The 18,331-nt window shown below is 73.1% G+C and carries 15 protein-coding genes; 5 read left to right on the top strand and 10 right to left on the bottom strand.

Annotated elements, in window-relative coordinates; genetic code table 11:
• Positions 1-9: 9 nt before the first annotated feature.
• On the bottom strand, positions 10-3,384 hold the full coding sequence (gene lysX / locus ACFYZR_RS16665; protein WP_391910746.1) for a bifunctional lysylphosphatidylglycerol synthetase/lysine--tRNA ligase LysX: 3,375 nt from the start codon (positions 3,382-3,384) through the stop codon (positions 10-12).
• Positions 3,385-3,503: 119 nt separating this feature from the next.
• Positions 3,504-4,289, bottom strand: a complete 786-nt coding sequence (locus ACFYZR_RS16660; RefSeq protein ID WP_391910744.1) for an SDR family NAD(P)-dependent oxidoreductase — start codon at positions 4,287-4,289, stop codon at positions 3,504-3,506.
• A gap of 268 nt (positions 4,290-4,557) precedes the next feature.
• Between ACFYZR_RS16660 and ACFYZR_RS16655 the strand changes: the two genes are divergently transcribed.
• Positions 4,558-5,163, top strand: coding sequence for a DNA-binding response regulator (locus ACFYZR_RS16655; RefSeq protein ID WP_391910742.1), 606 nt, complete (start codon positions 4,558-4,560; stop codon positions 5,161-5,163).
• 29 nt (positions 5,164-5,192) lie between these two features.
• Here ACFYZR_RS16655 and ACFYZR_RS16650 read toward each other — a convergent pair whose 3' ends face one another.
• Positions 5,193-6,416 carry a sensor histidine kinase gene (locus ACFYZR_RS16650; protein WP_391910740.1) on the bottom strand — a complete coding sequence of 408 codons (1,224 nt, stop codon included), beginning with the start codon at positions 6,414-6,416 and terminating at the stop codon, positions 5,193-5,195.
• Positions 6,417-6,744: 328 nt separating this feature from the next.
• Here ACFYZR_RS16650 and ACFYZR_RS16645 point away from each other — a divergent pair, with 328 nt between their 5' ends.
• Positions 6,745-7,578 (top strand): BTAD domain-containing putative transcriptional regulator, encoded by an 834-nt coding sequence (locus ACFYZR_RS16645; RefSeq protein ID WP_391910738.1) that lies wholly within the window; start codon positions 6,745-6,747, stop codon positions 7,576-7,578.
• On the opposite strand, the gene rfbH is transcribed toward ACFYZR_RS16645, so the two are convergent.
• A complete protein-coding gene (rfbH, locus tag ACFYZR_RS16640; RefSeq protein ID WP_391910736.1) occupies positions 7,559-8,863 on the bottom strand; it encodes a lipopolysaccharide biosynthesis protein RfbH in 1,305 nt (434 codons plus the stop codon). The two genes, ACFYZR_RS16645 and rfbH, sit on opposite strands and share 20 nt — an antisense overlap.
• Before the next feature lie 155 nt (positions 8,864-9,018).
• Between rfbH and ACFYZR_RS16635 the strand changes: the two genes are divergently transcribed.
• Positions 9,019-10,020, top strand: coding sequence for a Gfo/Idh/MocA family protein (locus ACFYZR_RS16635; protein ID WP_391910734.1), 1,002 nt, complete (start codon positions 9,019-9,021; stop codon positions 10,018-10,020).
• A gap of 134 nt (positions 10,021-10,154) precedes the next feature.
• Here the strand turns inward: ACFYZR_RS16635 and rfbB are convergent, their stop codons facing one another.
• The 5 genes from rfbB to ACFYZR_RS16610 all read right to left on the bottom strand — a co-directional run bounded on the left by rfbB (position 10,155) and on the right by ACFYZR_RS16610 (position 15,088).
• Positions 10,155-11,126 (bottom strand): dTDP-glucose 4,6-dehydratase, encoded by a 972-nt coding sequence (gene rfbB, locus ACFYZR_RS16630; protein ID WP_391910732.1) that lies wholly within the window; start codon positions 11,124-11,126, stop codon positions 10,155-10,157.
• A gap of 77 nt (positions 11,127-11,203) precedes the next feature.
• The gene (locus tag ACFYZR_RS16625; protein WP_391911321.1) at positions 11,204-12,475 is read right to left on the bottom strand and encodes an activator-dependent family glycosyltransferase; all 1,272 of its coding nucleotides are present in this window, start codon (positions 12,473-12,475) and stop codon (positions 11,204-11,206) included.
• Positions 12,476-12,480: 5 nt separating this feature from the next.
• The gene (locus ACFYZR_RS16620) at positions 12,481-13,773 is read right to left on the bottom strand and encodes a P450-derived glycosyltransferase activator (protein WP_391910730.1); all 1,293 of its coding nucleotides are present in this window, start codon (positions 13,771-13,773) and stop codon (positions 12,481-12,483) included.
• A gap of 65 nt (positions 13,774-13,838) precedes the next feature.
• Positions 13,839-14,627 (bottom strand): SDR family NAD(P)-dependent oxidoreductase, encoded by a 789-nt coding sequence (locus ACFYZR_RS16615; protein WP_391910728.1) that lies wholly within the window; start codon positions 14,625-14,627, stop codon positions 13,839-13,841.
• Between the two features lie 8 nt (positions 14,628-14,635).
• Positions 14,636-15,088: a nuclear transport factor 2 family protein gene (locus ACFYZR_RS16610; protein WP_391910726.1), complete on the bottom strand. Its 453-nt coding sequence runs from the start codon at positions 15,086-15,088 to the stop codon at positions 14,636-14,638.
• 176 nt (positions 15,089-15,264) lie between these two features.
• Between ACFYZR_RS16610 and ACFYZR_RS16605 the strand changes: the two genes are divergently transcribed.
• Complete coding sequence (locus ACFYZR_RS16605) at positions 15,265-15,990, top strand: class I SAM-dependent methyltransferase (protein WP_391910724.1); 726 nt, start codon at positions 15,265-15,267, stop codon at positions 15,988-15,990.
• Here the strand turns inward: ACFYZR_RS16605 and rfbA are convergent.
• On the bottom strand, positions 15,979-16,878 hold the full coding sequence (rfbA, locus tag ACFYZR_RS16600) for a glucose-1-phosphate thymidylyltransferase RfbA (RefSeq protein WP_391910722.1): 900 nt from the start codon (positions 16,876-16,878) through the stop codon (positions 15,979-15,981). The genes ACFYZR_RS16605 and rfbA overlap by 12 nt on opposite strands.
• A gap of 203 nt (positions 16,879-17,081) precedes the next feature.
• Between rfbA and ACFYZR_RS16595 the strand changes: the two genes are divergently transcribed.
• The gene (locus ACFYZR_RS16595) at positions 17,082-18,191 is read left to right on the top strand and encodes a DegT/DnrJ/EryC1/StrS family aminotransferase (protein WP_391910720.1); all 1,110 of its coding nucleotides are present in this window, start codon (positions 17,082-17,084) and stop codon (positions 18,189-18,191) included.
• The last annotated feature ends 140 nt before the right edge of the window (positions 18,192-18,331 follow it).

Raw genomic sequence — 18,331 nt, 5'->3', positions numbered from 1 at the left:
CCCACCCGGTCATCGATGCCGTACCAGCGGGAACGGGAGTGTCTCCCGAATCGACAGCCCCGTCAGGAACATGACGAGCCGGTCAACCCCGATCCCCAAACCCCCCGTCGGCGGCATCGCGTACTCCAGCGCCCGCAGGAAGTCCTCGTCCAGCTCCATCGCCTCCGCGTCGCCGCCCGCCGCCAGCAGTGACTGGGCCGTCAGGCGGCGGCGCTGCTCGACGGGGTCGATGAGCTCGGAGTACGCGGTGCCCAGCTCCGTGCCGAAGGCGACGAGGTCCCAGCGCTCGGCGAGCCGGGGGTCGGCCCGGTGGGGGCGGGTCAGCGGGGAGACGTCGGTGGGGAAGTCCTTGTAGAAGACCGGGAGCGTGGTGTGCTCCTCGACGAGCCGTTCGTACAGCTCCAGCACGAGGTCGCCGCGTCCGCACTCCGGCCGGTGCGGCACGCCCGCCATGGCGCAGTGGGAGCGCAGCGCCGCGACGGGCGTGTTCGCGTCGATCTCCTCGCCCAGGGCCTCGGACAGGGCGCCGTAGACGGTCTTCACGGGCCACGGTCCCGAGATGTCGTGCCGGACGGGCCTGCCGTGCTCGTCCGGCCGGATCGCCACCGGCGCGCCGTGGGCGGCCGTGGCGGCCTCCTGGATCAGCTCGCGGGTCAGGTCGAGCATCACGTCGTAGTCGGCGAACGCCTGATAGGCCTCCAGCATCGTGAACTCGGGGTTGTGCTTGTAGGAGACGCCCTCGTTGCGGAAGGTCCGGCCCAGTTCGAAGACTTTCTCCATGCCGCCGACGCACAGCCGTTTGAGGTACAGCTCGGGGGCGATGCGCAGGTACAGGTCGAGGTCGTAGGCGTTGATGTGGGTGGTGAAGGGGCGGGCGTTGGCGCCGCCGTGGACCTGCTGGAGCATCGGGGTCTCCACCTCCAGGAAGCCCCGGTCGAGCAGACCCTTGCGCAGTGCCTGGACGGCCGCGCTGCGGGCCCGTACGGTCCGGCGGGCGTCGGGGCTGATCGCGAGGTCCACGTAGCGCATCCGGACCCGGGCCTCGGGGTCGGCGAGGCCGCGCCGCTTGTCGGGCAGGGGGCGCAGGCACTTGGCGATGAGCCGGGCCCGGGTGACGAAGACGGTCAACTCGCCCCGGTCGGTGGTGCCCACCTCGCCCTCGGCCTCCAGATGGTCGCCGAGGTCGACGTGGCGGGTGAAGCGGCGCAGCAGCTCCTCGCCGGAGCCGTCCCGGGTGAAGGTCAGCTGGAGGTCGCCGGACCAGTCGCGGAGCACGGCGAAGGCGACGCCGCCGTGGTCGCGGACGAGCAGGACGCGCCCGGCCACGGTCACCCGTTCGCCGGTGCGGGAGGCCGGGGGCAGGCCGGGGTGGGCGGCGCGGATCGCGGCCAGGGTGTGGGTGCGGCGGGCGTCGGCGGGGTACGGGTCGACGCCCGCCTCCCGCAGCCGGTCCAGCTTGTGCCGCCGCACCCGCACCTGCTCGGGCAGGCCCGCGAGCTCGTCCGCCTCCGCCGCCCCGGCGCCCTCGCCCGGGAGGAAGCCCAGTTCGGACAGGGAGGGGAGCCCGGCCGTGGAGGCGGGGCTGGCGATACCCCGGGCCCGCCCCCGGCGCCACAGCTTCCCCAGGCTCGGCACCGCGACGAAGCCCTCCGCGATGCCCGCGGCGAGCCCGATCCGGGCCAGGGCGCCCGCGTCGGCGTAGCACAGGAAGCGGGGGCGCCACTCGGGGTTGTACTTCACGTTCGACCGGTAGAGCGCCTCCAGCTGCCACCACTTGGAGAAGAACAGCAGGAGCCTGCGCCACAGCCGCAGCACCGGGCCCGCGCCGATGCGCGCCCCCTCCTCGAAGGCGGACCGGAAGACGGCGAAGTTCAAGGAGATGTGCTTGACGCCGAACCGCCCGGCCTGGGCGCACAACCGGGTGATCATGAACTCCATGACCCCGTTGGGCGCCGCCCGGTCCCGGCGCATCACGTCCAGCGAGATCCCGTCGGACCCCCAGGGCACGAACGACAGCAGCGCGATCATCGCCCCCTCGCTGTCGAACGCCTCGACGAGCAGGCAGTCCCCGTCGGCCGGGTCGCCCAGCCGGCCCAGCGCCATCGAGAAACCGCGCTCGGTCTCGGTGTCCCGCCAGGCGTCGGCGCGCCGGATGACCTCGCCCATCTCCTCGTCGGAGAGCGCCGAGTGGCGCCGTACGCGCACGGTCGCGCCCGTGCGCTCCACCCGGTGGACGGCCTGCCGGGTCACCCGCATCTCCCGGCCCTCCAGGTCGAACGTGGCCACCTGGAGGATGGCCTCGTCACCCAGCTGGAGCGCGCCCAGCCCCGCGCGGGCGTAGGCCCTGGCGCCCTCCTCGCCGGCGCCCATCACCGCCGGCTGCCAGCCGTAGCGGCCCGCGACCTCCAGCCAGGCCGCGATCGCGGGATCCCACGCCTCCGGGTCGCCCAGCGGGTCACCGGAGGCCAGGCAGACACCGGCCTCCACCCGGTAGGTGACGGCGGCCTTGCCGCTGGGGGAGAAGACGACGGCCTTGTCGCGGCGGGTCGCGAAGTAGCCGAGGGAGTCCCGGCCGCCGTAGCGGCCCAGGAGGGCGCGGATGCGCGGCTCCTCGTCGTCGTGGAGGGCCGCCTCCAGACGCTGCGAGCGGAAGAGCGTCATCGCCGCGTTGAGCAGAGCCAGCGCGCCGAGCAGGCCGAGGAGGAAGAACAGCCAGTGCGGCGGGTGCCCGGCGAAGTGCCGCCCGCTGACCAGACCGCCGCACACCTTGTTCGCCACGAACAGCAGCCGGTTGCCGCCGCCGCGCTCCAGCGTGCCGGGGAACAGCGACACCAGCCCCCAGCCGAACAGGATCGCCACCGCCAGGCCCGCCGCCAGCACCAGCAGGGCGCGCAGGAACGCCCCGCGCCGGGACGCCGCGTAGAACTCCCGCCGGGCCAGGACCAGCAGCGTCATCGCGGCGAGGCTGAGCGCCAGCGAGGGGATCATGTCCCAGTAGCCCACGGCCAGCAGCACCGCGTCGGTGAAGACCAGCAGCGCCAGATAGGCCAGGACGAACCAGAGCGTGACCCGTTTGCGGGCGGCGGTCGCGGCGGCGAGCAGCAGCAGAAAGACGGCGTAGGCGAGGTTCGCGGCGGTCGGGATCGTCAGCAGGTCCAGGGCGCGGGTCACCGGCAGCACCGCCCGCCGCAGCGGCGGGATCAAGGCGGTGAGCGCGCAGAAGACGCCGAGCAGCCCGAAGAAGAGCGCGAAGCCGTTGGGCACCCGGTGGAGGAAGCGCTGCCACGCGTTCACCCGTTCGGCGGCCCCCGCGCTCCCCGGCGCCCCGCGCGCCCCCGACTCCCGCACCGTTGCGGCGGACCGGTCCCGGACTGTGCGGCTCATTCCGTCAGCCTAGGCATCCGCCGCGCGGTACGCCCGCCGAGGACGGCCCGCCGGGGGCGCGTGTCACGCGCGGCGCCCGCGCCCGCCGGGCGCTTCGGCGTTTCAGCAGGTGCCGGGCTTCAGTAGGTGCCGAGTCCGCCGCAGACGTTGAGCGCCTGCGCGGTGATCGAGGCGGCTGGGTCCGTGACGAGGTAGCCGACCAGGCCCGCGACCTCCTCGGGCGTCGCGTACCGGCCGATCGGGATCTTCGCCTCGAACCGCTCCAGGATCTGCTCCTCGCTCACCCCGTAGTGCGCGGCGTAGCCCTGGCGCACCCGCTGTGCCATGGGGGTCTCCACATAGCCGGGGCAGACGGCGTTCACCGTGATCCCGGTTTTGGCGAGCTCCTTGCCGACGGCCTTGGTGAAGCCGATGACCCCGGCCTTGGCGGCCGAATACGGAGCGGCCAGCTCCACGCCCTGCTTCCCGCCCGTGGAGGCGATGTTGACGATCCGGCCCCAGCCCGCGTCCCGCATCCCGCCGGACCTGAGCACCTCGCGGGTGACGAGGAAGACGCCGTTGAGGTTGGCGTCGATCACCTCCCGCCAGAGGGTGTCCTCGAGCGCGGCGGTCTCCCCGCCGCCGCCCCGGCCCGCGTTGTTGACCAGGATGTCCACGCGCCCGTAGCGCTCCACGACGGTGCGCACCGCGTCCCGTACCCGCTCGGGGGAGGTCACGTCGCAGACCGTCCCGTCCGCCTCCAGACCCTTCGCGCGCAGGCCCTTGACCAGGGCGGCCACGCCCTCGGCCCCCCGCGCCACCCCGAACACCGCCGTGCCCCGCCCGGCCAGCAGCTCGGCCACCGCGAGGCCGATCCCGCTGGACGCGCCGGTGACGAACGCGACCCGCCGTTCCGTTTCTGTCATCGTGCTCTCCCGTCGTCGGTGCCGTGCACGCCACGACGGTGACAACGCCACCTCGCGAGGCGCTCCACTCCGGATGGAGGGGCGCTCCGGGGCCACTCGCCCGAATTCCCGGCGCCGACACCGCTGGTGGACCCGGTGACCGGCGCTCCCTCCCCTCTACGATGCTCGAAGGGGGTTCACGTACGGGCGTGTCGTGCCCGTACGGCCGGGATCGGCGAGGCGGACCTCCGCGAGGCCGCACGTGGGGTGGGCATACGGGGGCGGGGCGATGATACGGATTCTGATAGCGGAGGACATGCTGCTCCTCCGTCGCGCGCTGGCCGAGCTGATGGCGCTCGAGCCCGACATGGAGGTGGTCGCCGAGCTCGCCAGAGGGGACAAGATAGTGCCGATGGCAGTCGAGCTGAACCCGGACGTCGCGGTGATCGACATCGACCTTCCCGGGGTGGACGGGATCACGGCCGCCGCCGCGCTGGGCGAGGCGGTGCCCGAATGCCGGATCCTGATGCTCACCGGGCTCTGCCAGCCGGGGACGCTGCGCCGGGCCCTGGCCGCACGGGTGTCGGGGTTCCTCCTGAAGGACACCGAGCCCGCCCGGCTGGCCCAGGCCATCAGGGACGTCGCGGTCGGCCGGCGCGTGATCGACCCGGAGCAGGCGCTGGCGGCCCTGGAGGAGACGACGCAGCCGCTCACCCCCCGGGAACTCGAGGTGCTCAGGCTGGCCGCGCAGGGCGAGGACCCCGTGCGGATCGCCACCCGGCTCTTCCTGTCCCCGGGGACGGTGCGCAACTACCTCAGCAGCACCGTGATCAAACTGGGGGCCCGCAACAGGATGGACGCGGTCCGTATCGCCCGCGAGGCCGGCTGGCTGTAAAGGCCGGCCGGTGCGCGCGGGGGCCGGGCTCAGGCGACGGTCGCCGAATCCGACACTCCGGTCGCGTCGTCGCAGGGCGACACCCATGGGGCGCCCAGGGGCACCGTCGCCGACAGACGGAACCACCCCCCGGCCCGCACCTCGGTCTCCAGCCGCCCCTGGAACGCCTCCATCCGGGTCCGCAGGTTGGTGATGCCGCTGCCCCCCGAGACGGCCACGCCGAAGCGGGCCCGCGCGGGCCTGGCCACGCCGTCGTTGGCGATGCTCAGCCGCACCGACCGCTCGTCCCGGCGGAGCTCGATGGCGCAGCGGCGCACACCGCTGTGCCGGAGCATGTTGGCGACGCCCTCGCGGACCACCGTCGCGAGCGCCGTCTCCACCGGCCGTGACAGCGGAACGTGGTCCACGCACAGGCTGACGCGGACGCCCGCCGCGGTGAGCGTGGACTCGGCCGCCGCGGTCTCCGCGTACAGCGACAGGTCGCGGTAGCGGTGCGAGACCGCCCGCACGTCCGACAGGGCCTGTCGCGCGGTCTCCAGGATCTCGGTCAGCTCCTGCTGGGCCCGGGTGTTCTTGGCCGGCAGCAGCCGGCGGGTCAGCTCGCTCTTGTAGGCGATGGTGGCCAGGCTGTAGCCCAGCAGGTCGTGGAGGTCGCGGGCGAACCGCTGGCGTTCCAGGCCGACCGCCTCGTCCGCGAACTCCCGGCGCGAACCCCGCACTTCATGGATCAGACCGGTCAGCCGGGAGAGCCCGTACACGACGAGGCCGACGAGCAGGGCGGTGCTGGTCACCCAGCCCAGCCGGTGGGCGTCCCAGCCGCTGTGCACCGCCATGAGGGTGGCCGAGGCGACCGTCGCCGCGAACGCCGGCCACGCGAGCAGGGCGGGCAGGACCAGCAGCGCGGATCCGGCCAGGAAGCCCGGGATCGCCAGCCAGGCCTCGCCGAACGCCGGATACGGCAGATACGTGAGCAAGGCCTGGAAGCCCAGCGTCCAGTAGCGGTGGCGCGCCGGGCGGGCGGCCGGCGGGGGCAGGGACTGGAGGAGCTGCACGCCGAAGACCAGTGGCACCAGGGCCAGCACGGCGCCGAGCGCCGACGGTTCCGGCCGGCTCGCGATCACGTAGCAGACGGTCAGGGCGAGGAAGCCGCCGAGCACCGCGGTGACGATCAGCGTGGGTGGGTCCGGGGCGATCCTTCCGCGCCATGTCGCGCACCGGTGCGCGGGAAGGTCATGGCCGTCGGAATTCCGCATCGATTCCCCCGTACGCCGAACAGCACTCGTGAGAACGCAGTATCGATACTAGGGCGTAAGTGCGAGATTTGAGCCATGCCCGGCCGTGGAGCGCGCGCCACCCGTTGACGGGACCGCGCCCCGCCCCTTGGGCATCGTCCGTCGTCGGCGCGGGAGCGCGGTGACGGCCTCATGTCCCGGGTGTGAGGATTTCACAGGGGGCCACGGCAGCATTCACGGCCCGTTCGGGTTCATGGCACTGGCTGCGGCGGGAGCCGCCCGGAAGGCTCGGGGACAGGGGGCGCACGAACGAGAAAACGCGCCCCGTGGGATCGATGGGGGAGAAGCCTTGGAGATCAGCCTGCTGGGACCGCTGACGGCTGAAGTGCGGGGCGCGTCGGTCGTGCCCACCGCCGCCAAGCCGCGCCAGATCCTCGCGTTACTGGGCATCCACGCCAACCGCGTCCTGCCGGTCCGGACCCTGATGGAGGAGATCTGGGACACCGAGCCACCGCACAGCGCCCTCGCCACCCTCCACACCTACATCCTTCAGCTGCGCCGCCGGCTGACCACCGCGATGGGGCCGGACGCGCCGGTCGGCGCGAAGGACGTCCTCGTCACCAAGTACGGCGGCTACGGCTGGGAGGCGCCCCCCGGCACCGTCGACGTCACCCGGTACGAGGCGCTGGTCGCCGCCGGCCGCGCCGCCTCCGAGGCGCACCGCCACGAAGTGGCGTCCGGCTGCTTCCGTCAGGCGCTGGCGCTGTGGCGGGGACCGGCGCTGGTGGACGTCCGGATCGGCCCCGTCCTGCGGATCGAGGTCGCCCGGCTGGAGGAGAGCCGGCTCGGGGTGCTGGAACGCTGCCTGGAGGCCGATCTGCGGCTCGGCCGCCATGTGGAACTGCTGGCGGAACTGGTCGAGCTGATCGGGCGCCACCCGCTGCACGAGGGCCTCCACGCCCAGTGCATGACCGCCCTCTACCGGGCGGGCCGTCCCTGGCAGGCCCTCGACGTCTACCAGGGGCTGCGCAGGCGCCTCGTGGAGGAGCTGGGCCTGGAGCCCTCCCCGCGGCTGCGGCGGCTGCAGCAGGCGGTGCTCGCCGCGGACCCCGTGCTGGACGAGCGGGAGGCGCCGGCACCGGCGGGCGCCGGGACGCCCGGCCTCAGCCGTGCTTGGCGGTGAACTCCCGCACCGACTCGACCATGTAGTCCGTCATCTCCTCGGTGATCCCCGGGTAGACCCCGATCCAGAAGGTCTGCTCGGTGATGACGTCCGAGTTGGTGAGCTCGCCCACGACGCGGTGCGGCGCGTCCAGATAGGCGGGGTGCCGGGTGAGGTTGCCGCCGAACAGCCGGCGGGTGCCGATGCGTCGCTCCTCCAGGAAGCCGACCAGGTCGCGCCGGGTGTAACCGGCGTCCGGCGACACCGTGATCACAAAGCCGAACCAGCTCGGATCGCTGCCCGGTGTGGCGGTCGGCAGCAACAGGCCCGGGACGTCCGCGAGTCCGTCCCGCAGCCGCTGCCAGTTCCGCCGCCGGGCCGCGCCGAACTCGGGCAGCTTGCGCAGCTGGCTCAGCGCGAGCGCCCCCTGGAGGTCCGTCGCCTTCAGGTTGTAACCGACGTGCGAGAAGATGTACTTGTGGTCGTACCCCCTGGGGAGGGTGCCCATCTGGTAGTCGAAGCGCTTGAGGCAGGTGTCGTCCTCCCCGGGCTCGCACCAGCAGTCCCGCCCCCAGTCCCGCAACGACTCGACGATCCGCGCCAGTTCGAGGCTGCGCGTCAGCACACAGCCGCCCTCCCCGGTGGTGATGTGGTGCGCCGGGTAGAAGCTCACGGTGGCCAGATCACCGAAGGTCCCCGTCAGCTCGCCCCGGTACGTCGACCCGACGGCGTCGCAGTTGTCCTCCACGAGGAACAGCTCGTGCTCCTCGGCGAGCTGCCGGATCTCCGCCACGGGATAGGGGTTGCCGAGCGTGTGGGCGATCATGACGGCCCGGGTGCGCTCGGAGATCGCCGCCTCGACCCGCTCCACCGTGGTGTTGTACGTCCCGAGCTCGACGTCCACGAAGACCGGCACCAGGCCGTTCTGCACGATCGGGTTCACGGTGGTCGGGAAGCCCCCGGCCACCGTGATCACCTCGTCGCCGGGGCGCAGCCGCTGCTCGCCGAGCCGGGGCGAGGTCAGGGCGGAGAGCGCCAGCAGGTTCGCCGACGAACCGGAGTTGGTCATATGGGCCTTGCGCAGGCCGAAGTAACGGGCGAACCGGCTCTCGAAGGTCCGGGCCCGGGCCCCCGCGGCGATCCGCAGGTCCAGCGCCGCCTCCACGAGCGCGACACGGTCCTCCTCGTCCAGGACGGCCCCCGAGGAAAGGATGCGCGTCTCTCCCGGCCGGAAGGCACCGGCCCGCTGTTCCCGGTGGTACTCACGGACCTGTTCCAGCACCAGTGCCTTGGCGTCCGACGTCATAGCCGTCCCTTCCCTACGGGTTGCCTCCCGTCATGGTGACGGCGGCCGGTCGAGGACGCGTGGAGTCCGTGACGGCAGCTGCTCCAGCGCCCTTCCACTGTTCCTGGACCCGTTCTGCGGAAGGTGGGACGCGTCCTTCCACGGAGAGGTGGCCGATGCCCGAAGAGCGACCGGGAGCCGTACTGAGGATGGGGGTCCTCGGCTGTGCCGACATCGCGGTGCGCCGGATCCTGCCGGCCCTCGCCGGGCCCGGGCCGGCCCGGCTGGTGGCGGTGGCCAGCCGGGACCGGGCCAGGGCGGAGCACACCGCCGCGCGCTTCGGGTGCGCCGCGGTGACCGGCTACCGGGCGCTGCTCGCCCGCGACGACGTCGACGCCGTCTATGTGCCGCTGCCGCCCGGCCTCCACCACGAGTGGGTCGCCGAGGCGCTCGTCGCCGGCAAGCACGTCCTGGTGGAGAAGCCGCTGAGCACGGCCTACGCCCACACCGCCGAGCTCGTCGCCCTCGCGGACCGGCTCGGCCTGGTGCTCACCGAGAACTTCATGTTCCTCCACCACTCGCAGCACACCGCCGTGCTGTCCCTGGTCCGCGACGGCGAGATCGGCGAACCCCGCGTGTTCTCCAGCTCGTTCGGGGTGCCGATGCCACGCCCGGAGTCGTTCCGGCACAGCGCCCGGCTCGGCGGGGGAGCCCTGCTGGACGTGGGGGTGTACCCGCTGCGGGCGGCCCAGCTGTACCTGCGGGGCGAGCTCGAGGTGGTGGGGGCCTGTCTGCGGGTCGACGGGTCCACCGGGGTGGACGTCGCCGGCAGCGCGCTGCTGTCCACCGCCGACGGGGTCACCGCCCTGCTCGACTTCGGCTTCCAGCACGGCTACCGCTCCACCTACGCCCTGTGGGGCAGCAGGGGGCGGATCGGCGTGCGCTGGGCCTTCACACCGCCCCGTGAGCACAAGCCGCTGGTGCGGATCGAACAGCAGGACAAGGTCACCGAACTGGCCCTGCCCGCCGATCACCAGGTGGGCAACGCCCTCGACGCCTTCGCCCGGGCCTGTCTGTCCGGGGCCGGGGCCGGGCGGCCGTCGTTCGGGCCCGCGCTGCTCCGGCAGGCCAGGCTGGTGGAGCGGGTCCGCGAGTCGGCGCGGGTGGTGAGCGGCTGAGACCCGTACGCCCCCGAGGGCCGGCACCCCCGGTACGGCGGGTGCCGGCCCTCGGCGTGGTGACGAGGCGTGGCGACGAGGTGTGGCGACGAGGTGTGGTGAGGGCGCGTGGTGAGGGCGCGTGGTGACGGGGCTCAGCCGCGTCCGGCCGGCTCCCGCCAGTGGCCGGGGTTGCGCCGGTACCAGGCGACCGCGTCCCGCAGCCCCTCGTCGAGCGACCAGCGGGGCGCGTAGCCCAGCTCCTCGCGGATCTTGGTGTCGTCGACGGCGTAGCGCAGGTCGTGGCCCTTGCGGTCGGGCACCCGGCGGACCGAGGACCAGTCCGCGCCGCACAGCTCCAGCAGCCGGGCGGTCATCTCCCGGTTGGTGAGGTGGGTGCCGCCGCCTATGTTGTAGATCTCGCCCGCGCGGCCCCGGGTGAGAACGGCGTGCACGGCCCGGCAGTGGTCGTCGACGTGCAGCCACTCCCGGACGTTGCCGCCGTCCCCGTACAGCGGAACGGTCCGACCCGCCAGGAGCCGGGTGACGAACAGCGGGATGAGCTTCTCCGGGTGCTGCCGGGGCCCGTAGTTGTTCGCGCAGCGCGTGGTGCGCACGTCGAGCCCGTGGGTGCGCCAGTACGACCGGGCGATCAGGTCGGCACCGGCCTTGGAGGCGGCGTAGGGCGAGTTCGGGCGCAACGGCTCCTCCTCGGTCCACGTCCCTTCGTCGATGGACCCGTACACCTCGTCCGTCGACACATGGACGAAGGTCCCCACCCCGTGGCGCAGACACGTCTCCAGCAGCAGCTGGGTGCCGAGCACATTGGTCCGGACGAATTCCGCGGCGCCCGCGAGCGACCGGTCGACGTGGGACTCGGCGGCGAAGTGGACGACCGCCTCATGGCCGGGGACCAGGCGCTCCAGGGCCTCGGCCTCCCTGATGTCGGCCCGGTGGAAGGCGAGGCGGGGATGGTCCATGGGCAGGTTTCTGGTGGTGCCCGCGTAGGTGAGGGCGTCCACGACGGTGACCCGGTCCGGCCGTGGCCCGGGCAGGCTCCCGTCGAGCAGGGAGCGGACGTAGTGGGAACCGATGAAACCGGCTCCACCGGTGACCAGGATGCGCATGCTGATGAAGCACCTCCGGCGGGGAAGGGTGGGGAAGGGTTCGGACGGTGGCGGTTCGGGCGGCGGCGGGGCGGGCGTCAGCCCGTCGCCCGGTGCTGGGCGGTGAGCCGCTCCAGCACGGGCACCACCGCGTGGGGGCTGGGATCGGCGGCCCCCTCGGAGCGCAGCCGTTCGGCCGCCGCGCGGAAGGACGGCTCCCGCAGGATCCGCAGGAGCCGCTCGCGCAGCCCGTCGGCGGTGACCTCGCCGGAGGGCAGGTACAGCCCCGCGCCCAGCTCCTCCGTGCGCCGCGCACGGTGGATGGCGTCCCAGATCCAGCCCAGCGAGAGCTGCGGGACGCCGTGCGCGACCGCCGTCGACCAGGTGCCCGCGCCGCCGTGGTGGACGATCGCCGAGCACGTCGGCAGCAGGACGTCCAGGGCGACGTGCTCGACCAGCCGGACGTTGTCCGGCACATGGGGCAGCAGCTCGCGCTCGGCCCTGTCCAGGGTGGCCACCACCTCGACGTCCAGGTCCTCCACGGCCTTGAAGAGCCGGTCGACCGGGACGGCGTTGGGAAAGCGCGAGGTGCGCGCCGTCAGCCCCAGCGTCACACAGACCCGGGGCCGCTCCGGCGCCCTGCGCAGCCAGGGCGGGACGACCGCGGGCAGGGGGCCGTTGTACGGCACGTACCGCATCGGCACGGTGGGCCCATCCAGCGGGATCCGTACGCCGCGCGGCACTTGGTCGACCGACCACTGGCCCGTGACCAGCTCCTCGTCGAAGGAGTGCCCGTAGCGGCCCGCCGTCCAGTCCAGCCACTCCGCCAGGGTGTCGTCGACGTGGTGGACCGGGCCCGGTTCCAGCAGGCCGAGCAGGGACCGGCGCAGGGAGAGGAACAGGTCGGGGAAGGACAGCACCCGGGCGTGCGCGGCGCCGGTCACCCGGGCGGCCACCGCCCCGGCGAAGGTGAACGGCTCCCACAGCACGAGGTCGGGCCGCCAGTGGCGGGCGAACTCCACCAGGTCGTCCACCACGGGGTCCGCGCCGATCTGGGAGAAGAACGTGGCCGTCATGACCGTGTTCCACCCCTTGAGGAACTCCGCGTCCGGTGGCCGGGACCCGCCCGTGGTGAGCTCCTGGTCCACGTACTGCGCCAGGATCCGGTCCCCGACGGCGCTCATGATCGCGTCCAGCCGGTGGTCCCGGCCCACGGGCACGGCCGTCAGCCCCGCCGCGGTGACGCTGCCCGTCAGCGCGGGCTGGCTCGCCACCCGGACGTCGTGCCCCGCCGCGCGCAGCGCCCAGGCCAGCGGCACACAGCCGTTGAAGTGCGCGTCCATGGCGAAGGACGTCACCAGCACCCGCATCGCGCTCACCCCGCCGTGGTCACGGGGAACCGCAGGAAGCCGCCCAGCACGGGGGAGCGCATCCGGCGCGGCGCGTCCCCGGCGGACTCAAGGCCCGGGCGCAGCTCCCGCAGCGTGCGCACCGCGACCTCGGCCTGGAGCCGGGCGAGCGGCCCGGCGAAGCCGGTGTGCGGGCCGGCCAGGGACAGATGGCGCTCCTTCGGGGCGCGCGTGATGTCGAAGCGGTCCGGGGCGAGGTAGACCTCGGGGTCCCGGTTGGCGGCGCCGACGTGGACGACGACCTGGCCGCCGGCCGGCACCTCGTGGCCGGCGAGCTCGAGGTCCTGGGCGGCCACCCGGCTCTCCAGCCGCACCGGCGGCGCGTACCGGAGAACTTCCTCGACGGCGTCGGCCGCCGTCCGCTCGCCGTCGCCGAGGAGCTGCCACTGGCCGGGGTGGGCCAGCAGCGCCTCGAAGGCGTTGCCGATCAGGACCGTCGTCAGCTCGACGCCCACGACGGCGGTCAGCATGCCGGCCGCCAGGGCGTCGTCCTCCCCGGCCGGTCCCGGCGGCGCGGCACCGAGCACCGTGCCGAGCAGGTCGTCCCCCGGGGTGGTGCGCCGGGTGGCGACGAGCCGTCCCAGCAGGTCCCGCAGGGCGGCCACCGCGTCGAGCAGGCGGCGCGTCACGGGCAGCGGCTGCGGGCACAGGACGGCGTCGAGCGCGGGGGCGGCGTCGAGGCACAACCGCGCGAAGCGGTCGCGCAGTTCACCGGGGACACCGAGCAGCGCGGCGGCCACCTCGACGGCCGCCCGGCGGGCGAAGTCGGCCGTCAGGTCGAACGTGTCGTCCAGCTTCTCCGCGATCTCCCGCTGGACGCGTTCGACGAGGTCCCGGTGGCGCTCCGCCGCGCGCTCCCCGGACACGGGCGCGCAGGCCCGTGCCACCCGGTCGTGGTCGGCGCCGTCCAGGTGGAGGAAGGCGTCGTCGAGCGGGATGACGTGACACAGCCGCGGATCGCTCCAGGCGTCCGAGAAGACGTGCCGCTGAGGGCCCGGCAGGTCGTGGTGGCGCAGCCCCAGCCGGGGGTCGGCGAGGACGGCGGCGCCCGTGCCGTGCCGGCCGGTGACCCAGGCCCCGGTGGCGCTCCGGTGGAGCGCCCCCTCCTCGCGGATCCGGCGGGCCAGCGCCGGCGGGTCGTCGGACTCCGCGCGCAGCGTCAATGCGTACGGGTCGCCGCCGGTGCCGTAGATCCAGTGGAAGCCCCGGGCGGTCAGCAGATGGCGGCCCAGTTCGCTGTCGGTCTGTTGGATTTCCACAGTCTGTTGGATTGCCACAGTCCCCGTCCTTCTTCGGTGTGCGCGCACCGCGGCGTGCGGCGGCTTCAGGTGAGTGACAGGCCGCCGTCGACCGCGACCACGGTCCCGGTGGCGTACTGCGCGCCCGGGTCGGCGAGCCGCACGACCCACCAGGCGATGTCCTCCGGCCGCCCCACGCGGCCCGTCGGCACGCGCTCGGCGATCCCCTTCAGGAAGGCGGCGTAGTCCTCGTGGGACATGCCCATGCGCTCGCCGATGCCGGTGTCGACGACGCCCGGGGCGAGGCCGGTCACCCGGATGCCCCGGGGGGCGAGCTCCACGGCCCAGGTCCGGGTCAGGAAGTCCAGGGCCGCCTTGGCGGCGCCGTACACGCCGTTGTGCGGCCAGGCCCGCCGGCCCAGCGAGCCCGACGAGGTGATGTTCACGACCGTGCCGCCGCCGTCGGCCGCCAGGGCGTCCAGCGCCCCGTGCGTCAGGAGCAGCGGCGCCAGCAGGTTGGTGGCGAACTGGGCCCGTACGGCGTCCGGTTCGGTGCCGGCCAGGGACCCGGCGGCACCCGTGGCGGCGTTGTTGACCAGTACGTCGACGCGCCCGAAGGCGGCCAGCGCCGCGTCGGTGATCCGCCGGGGCGCGTCGGGCGCGGTGACGTCGGTGGCCAGGGTCCGGACGGTGGCGTACCCGTGCGCGGTCTCCGCCAGCGTCTGCGGTGTCCGGCCCACCACGAGGACGCCGTCCCCGAGGGCGGCGAAGGCCCGTGCGACGGCCCGGCCGATGCCGGTGCCACCGCCGGTGACGATCACCCCGCGCGGTGCGGCCGCGCCCGGTGCGGTATTCGTGTCGCCCGCTGCGCTCATGGTCCCCGCTACCTCCGGTCGTCCCGGGTGACCACGCGCTCCCGGACCAGCAATTCGCCTTCCTGGCGCACGAACACATCGGTGCACGTGCACATCAGGTGCAGCCGAGGGCCCGCTCCGGCACGGACCGCCACCACCTGCACATAGCTCTCGGCCACCAGGGAGCCGTCCTCGCCCGGCCGGACGGCGACCATGCCGACCCAGTGGCGGTGGGTGTCCCCCTCGGCGGCCAGGGCAGCGAACGCCTTGCGCGCCCCCTCGGCCAGCGCCGCCCGGCCGCGCACCGGCTCCGGGAGCGAGGGCGGCGCGAACGAGCCGTCCTCGGTGAAGGTGGCCGCCCAGGCGTCGGCCTCCCCGGAGTCCAGCAGCGTCATCTGCCGGGCGTAGAAGTGCTCGACCTCGGCGCGGTCGCGATCCACGGTGGCGTTGGCGTTGGCGTTGGCGTTCGCGAGAGTCGTCATGACGTCGTCCCCCTCCTGTCGCTCTCTCCTGCGGGCTTCCGGGCCGACCGTCCCACCGGCCCGTCGATTTCCGCTGGAGCGAGTGGCCCGGTGAACCGTCCAGCGATGCTCCAACGCTCCTCCAGCCACGCTCGCCAGCATCGGGACGGCCCGCATCCACCTGCCGAGGAGGCACTTTGTACGGACGAGAACTCGCCGAGGTCTACGAGAGCGTCTACCGCAGCCGGGGCAAGGACTGGGGAGCGGAGGCCGAGGACATCGCCCGGACCGTCCGCGAACGGTGCCCCGGCGCGGACACGCTGCTCGACGTCGCCTGCGGCACGGGAGCGCATCTGAGCACTTTCCGGACCCTGTTCGCCGAGGCCGAGGGGCTGGAGATCGCCGCGCCGATGCGCCGGCTGGCCCGGCAGCGGCTGCCCGGGACGCCGGTGCACGCCGGTGACATGCGGGACTTCACCCTGGGCCGCGCCTACTCGGCGGTCGTCTGCATGTTCTGCGCCATCGGCTATCTGGAGACGGTGGCGGACATGCGGGCCGCCGTCCGGTCGATGGCCCAGCACCTGGAACCCGGAGGGGTCCTGGTCGTCGAACCCTGGTGGTTCCCGGAGCGGTTCATCGAGGGGTACGTGGCGGGCGACCTGGCCCAGGAGGACGGCCGGACGGTCGCCCGCGTCTCGCACTCCACCCGCCAGGGCCGGGCCACCCGCATGGAGGTGCGCTTCACCGTGGGGGACGCCGCGGGCATCCGTCAGTTCACCGAGACCGACGTGCTGACGCTCTTCACCCGGGAGGAATACACCGCGGCGTTCCTGGACGCCGGCTGCACCGCCGAGTACCTCGAGGGCGGGCCGACCGGCCGCGGCCTCTTCGTCGGGGTCCGCGGCACCGGCTCAGCCGGCTGACCGCCCGGCCGCGCTTCCGCCGAATTCCCGGGCCACCGACATCACATATTTCCCGTAGTCGGCCGAGGCGAGTTTCTCGCCGAGCCGGTGGCAGGACTCCGCGTCGATGAATCCCATGCGGAGCGCTATTTCCTCGACGCAGGCGATGCGCACACCCTGGCGTTCCTCCAGGGTCCGGACGTACTGGCCGGCCTGCAACAGGGATTCGGGGGTCCCGGCGTCCAGCCAGGCGAATCCCCGGCCGAGATCGATCAGTTTTGCCCGGCCCTGCGCCAGATACCGCCGGTTGACATCGGTGATCTCCAGTTCGCCGCGGGCGGAGGGACGGAGGTTCTTGGCGATGTCCACGACGTCGTTGTCGTAGAAGTACAGGCCCGTGATGGCGAGGTTGGACCGCGGCCGCGCCGGCTTCTCCTCCAGGGCGATCAGACGGCCGCGGTCGTCGGTCTCCCCGATGCCGTAGCGCTCCGGGTCCTCGACGGGATAGCCGAACAGGACACAGCCGTCCACGTCCCGGACGGCGTCCTGCAACAGGTCGTAGAAGTGGTGGCCGTGGAAGATGTTGTCCCCCAGGACCAGGGCCGCGTCGTCGTCGCCCACGTGGTCGGCGCCGATGACGAAGGCCTCGGCCAGGCCGTTGGGCCGGTCCTGCGCCGCGTAGTCGATCCGCATGCCCAGCTGCGAGCCGTCGCCGAACAGCCGGCGGAAGCCCTCCAGGTCGTGCGGCATGGAAATGATCAGGACATCCCTGACGCCCGCGAGCATGAGGGTGGAGAGCGGATAGTAGACCATCGGCTTGTCGCCGACCGGAAGAAGCTGTTTCGAAACCGAGATCGTGATGGGGTGCAGCCTCGTTCCGGCGCCGCCCGCGAGAATGATCCCCTTCATGGGAAGCCCCCTCTTTCGAATTGGTCTCATGCTAACGAGACGATTTGACGGGGCGCAAGGAAAGCAAATTCCATTCGATGGCGAATCGAGCGGAAATAGAGCGACGGAAAGGGTTGTGGCCGCCCGCGGCGATGTGCTGTGCTGTCGGGCGATGCCCACACCCTGTGATTTCGGCATCAACGCATGGGAGGCGGAGGGCAGTCATGGCCACTCTCGTATGGGACTACCTACCTGAATATGAGAAAGAACAGGCCGACATTCTGGACGCCGTGCGGAAGGTCTTCGCCTCGGGACGGCTGGTCCTCGGCGAGAGCGTGCTCGGCTTCGAGCGGGAGTTCGCCGGCCATCACGGCGCACGGCACTGCGTCGGTGTCGACAACGGCACCAACGCCATCAAACTGGCCCTCCAGGCGCTGGGCGTCGGCCCCGGCGACGAGGTCGTCACCGTGTCGAACACCGCCGCGCCGACCGTGGTCGCCATCGACTCCGTCGGCGCCACACCGGTGTTCGTCGACGTGCACCGCGACAGCTACCTGATGGACACCGAACAGGTCGCGGCGGCCATCACCCCGCGCACCCGGTGCCTGCTGCCCGTCCACCTCTACGGCCAGTGCGTCGACATGGCACCGCTCCAGCGCCTCGCGGCCGAGCACGGGCTGGTGCTCCTGGAGGACTGCGCCCAGGCCCACGGCGCCCGCCGGCACGGCCGGCTCGCCGGCACGTTCGGCGACGCGGCCGCCTTCTCCTTCTACCCGACCAAGGTGCTCGGCGCCTACGGCGACGGCGGCGCGGTGCTCACCTCCGACGACAAGACGGCACACGACCTGCGCCGGCTGCGCTACTACGGCATGGAGGACCGCTACTACGTCGTGCGGACCCCGGGCCACAACTCCCGCCTGGACGAGGTCCAGGCGGAGATCCTGCGCCGCAAGCTGCGCCGCCTCGACTCGTACATCGAGGACCGCCGCGCGGTCGCCCGCCGCTACGAGGAGGGCCTCGGCGACACCTCTCTCGTCCTCCCGGCGACCGTCCCCGGCAACGAACACGTCTACTACGTCTACACCGTGCGTCATCCGCGGCGCGACGACATCATCGAGCGGCTCAAGGAGTTCGGCATCGAGCTGAACATCAGCTATCCCTGGCCCGTGCACACCATGAGCGGCTTCGCCCACCTCGGCTACGCCAGGGGCGCGTTGCCGGTCACCGAGGAGCTGGCCGGGCAGATCTTCTCGCTGCCGATGTACCCGGCCCTGCCGCCCGGCGTGCAGGACGAGGTGATCGGCGCCGTCCGCACGGTGCTCGCCGGCCTGTGAACCCCCGAGGCGGGGCGCCCCGCCCCGGGCGGGGGGGGCCCCCCCCCGCGGGGGGGGGGGGGGGGGGGGGGGGGCCCGGGGGGGGGGGGGGGGGGCCCCCCCGGCCCGGCCCGGGGCGGGAGCTGGTTTTTGAGTGGCCC

Origin of the sequence: Streptomyces sp. NPDC001678, from assembly GCF_042892945.1 — a bacterium.
Lineage (GTDB): Bacteria > Actinomycetota > Actinomycetes > Streptomycetales > Streptomycetaceae > Streptomyces.
This window is presented reverse-complemented; position numbering and strand designations above follow the sequence as displayed.

Excerpts from the sequence above, each read along its gene's own strand:
- ACFYZR_RS16650 (WP_391910740.1), bottom strand. The coding sequence starts at position 6,416 with ATGCGGAATTCCGACGGCCATGACCTTCCCGCGCACCGGTGCGCGACA.
- ACFYZR_RS16655 (WP_391910742.1), top strand. The coding sequence starts at position 4,558 with ATGATACGGATTCTGATAGCGGAGGACATGCTGCTCCTCCGTCGCGCG.
- ACFYZR_RS16615 (WP_391910728.1), bottom strand. The coding sequence starts at position 14,627 with ATGAGCGCAGCGGGCGACACGAATACCGCACCGGGCGCGGCCGCACCG.
- lysX (WP_391910746.1), bottom strand. The coding sequence starts at position 3,384 with ATGAGCCGCACAGTCCGGGACCGGTCCGCCGCAACGGTGCGGGAGTCG.
- rfbH (WP_391910736.1), bottom strand. The coding sequence starts at position 8,863 with ATGACGTCGGACGCCAAGGCACTGGTGCTGGAACAGGTCCGTGAGTAC.
- rfbA (WP_391910722.1), bottom strand. The coding sequence starts at position 16,878 with ATGAAGGGGATCATTCTCGCGGGCGGCGCCGGAACGAGGCTGCACCCC.
- ACFYZR_RS16660 (WP_391910744.1), bottom strand. The coding sequence starts at position 4,289 with ATGACAGAAACGGAACGGCGGGTCGCGTTCGTCACCGGCGCGTCCAGC.
- ACFYZR_RS16635 (WP_391910734.1), top strand. The coding sequence starts at position 9,019 with ATGCCCGAAGAGCGACCGGGAGCCGTACTGAGGATGGGGGTCCTCGGC.
- ACFYZR_RS16595 (WP_391910720.1), top strand. The coding sequence starts at position 17,082 with ATGGCCACTCTCGTATGGGACTACCTACCTGAATATGAGAAAGAACAG.
- ACFYZR_RS16610 (WP_391910726.1), bottom strand. The coding sequence starts at position 15,088 with ATGACGACTCTCGCGAACGCCAACGCCAACGCCAACGCCACCGTGGAT.
- rfbB (WP_391910732.1), bottom strand. The coding sequence starts at position 11,126 with ATGCGCATCCTGGTCACCGGTGGAGCCGGTTTCATCGGTTCCCACTAC.
- ACFYZR_RS16625 (WP_391911321.1), bottom strand. The coding sequence starts at position 12,475 with ATGCGGGTGCTGGTGACGTCCTTCGCCATGGACGCGCACTTCAACGGC.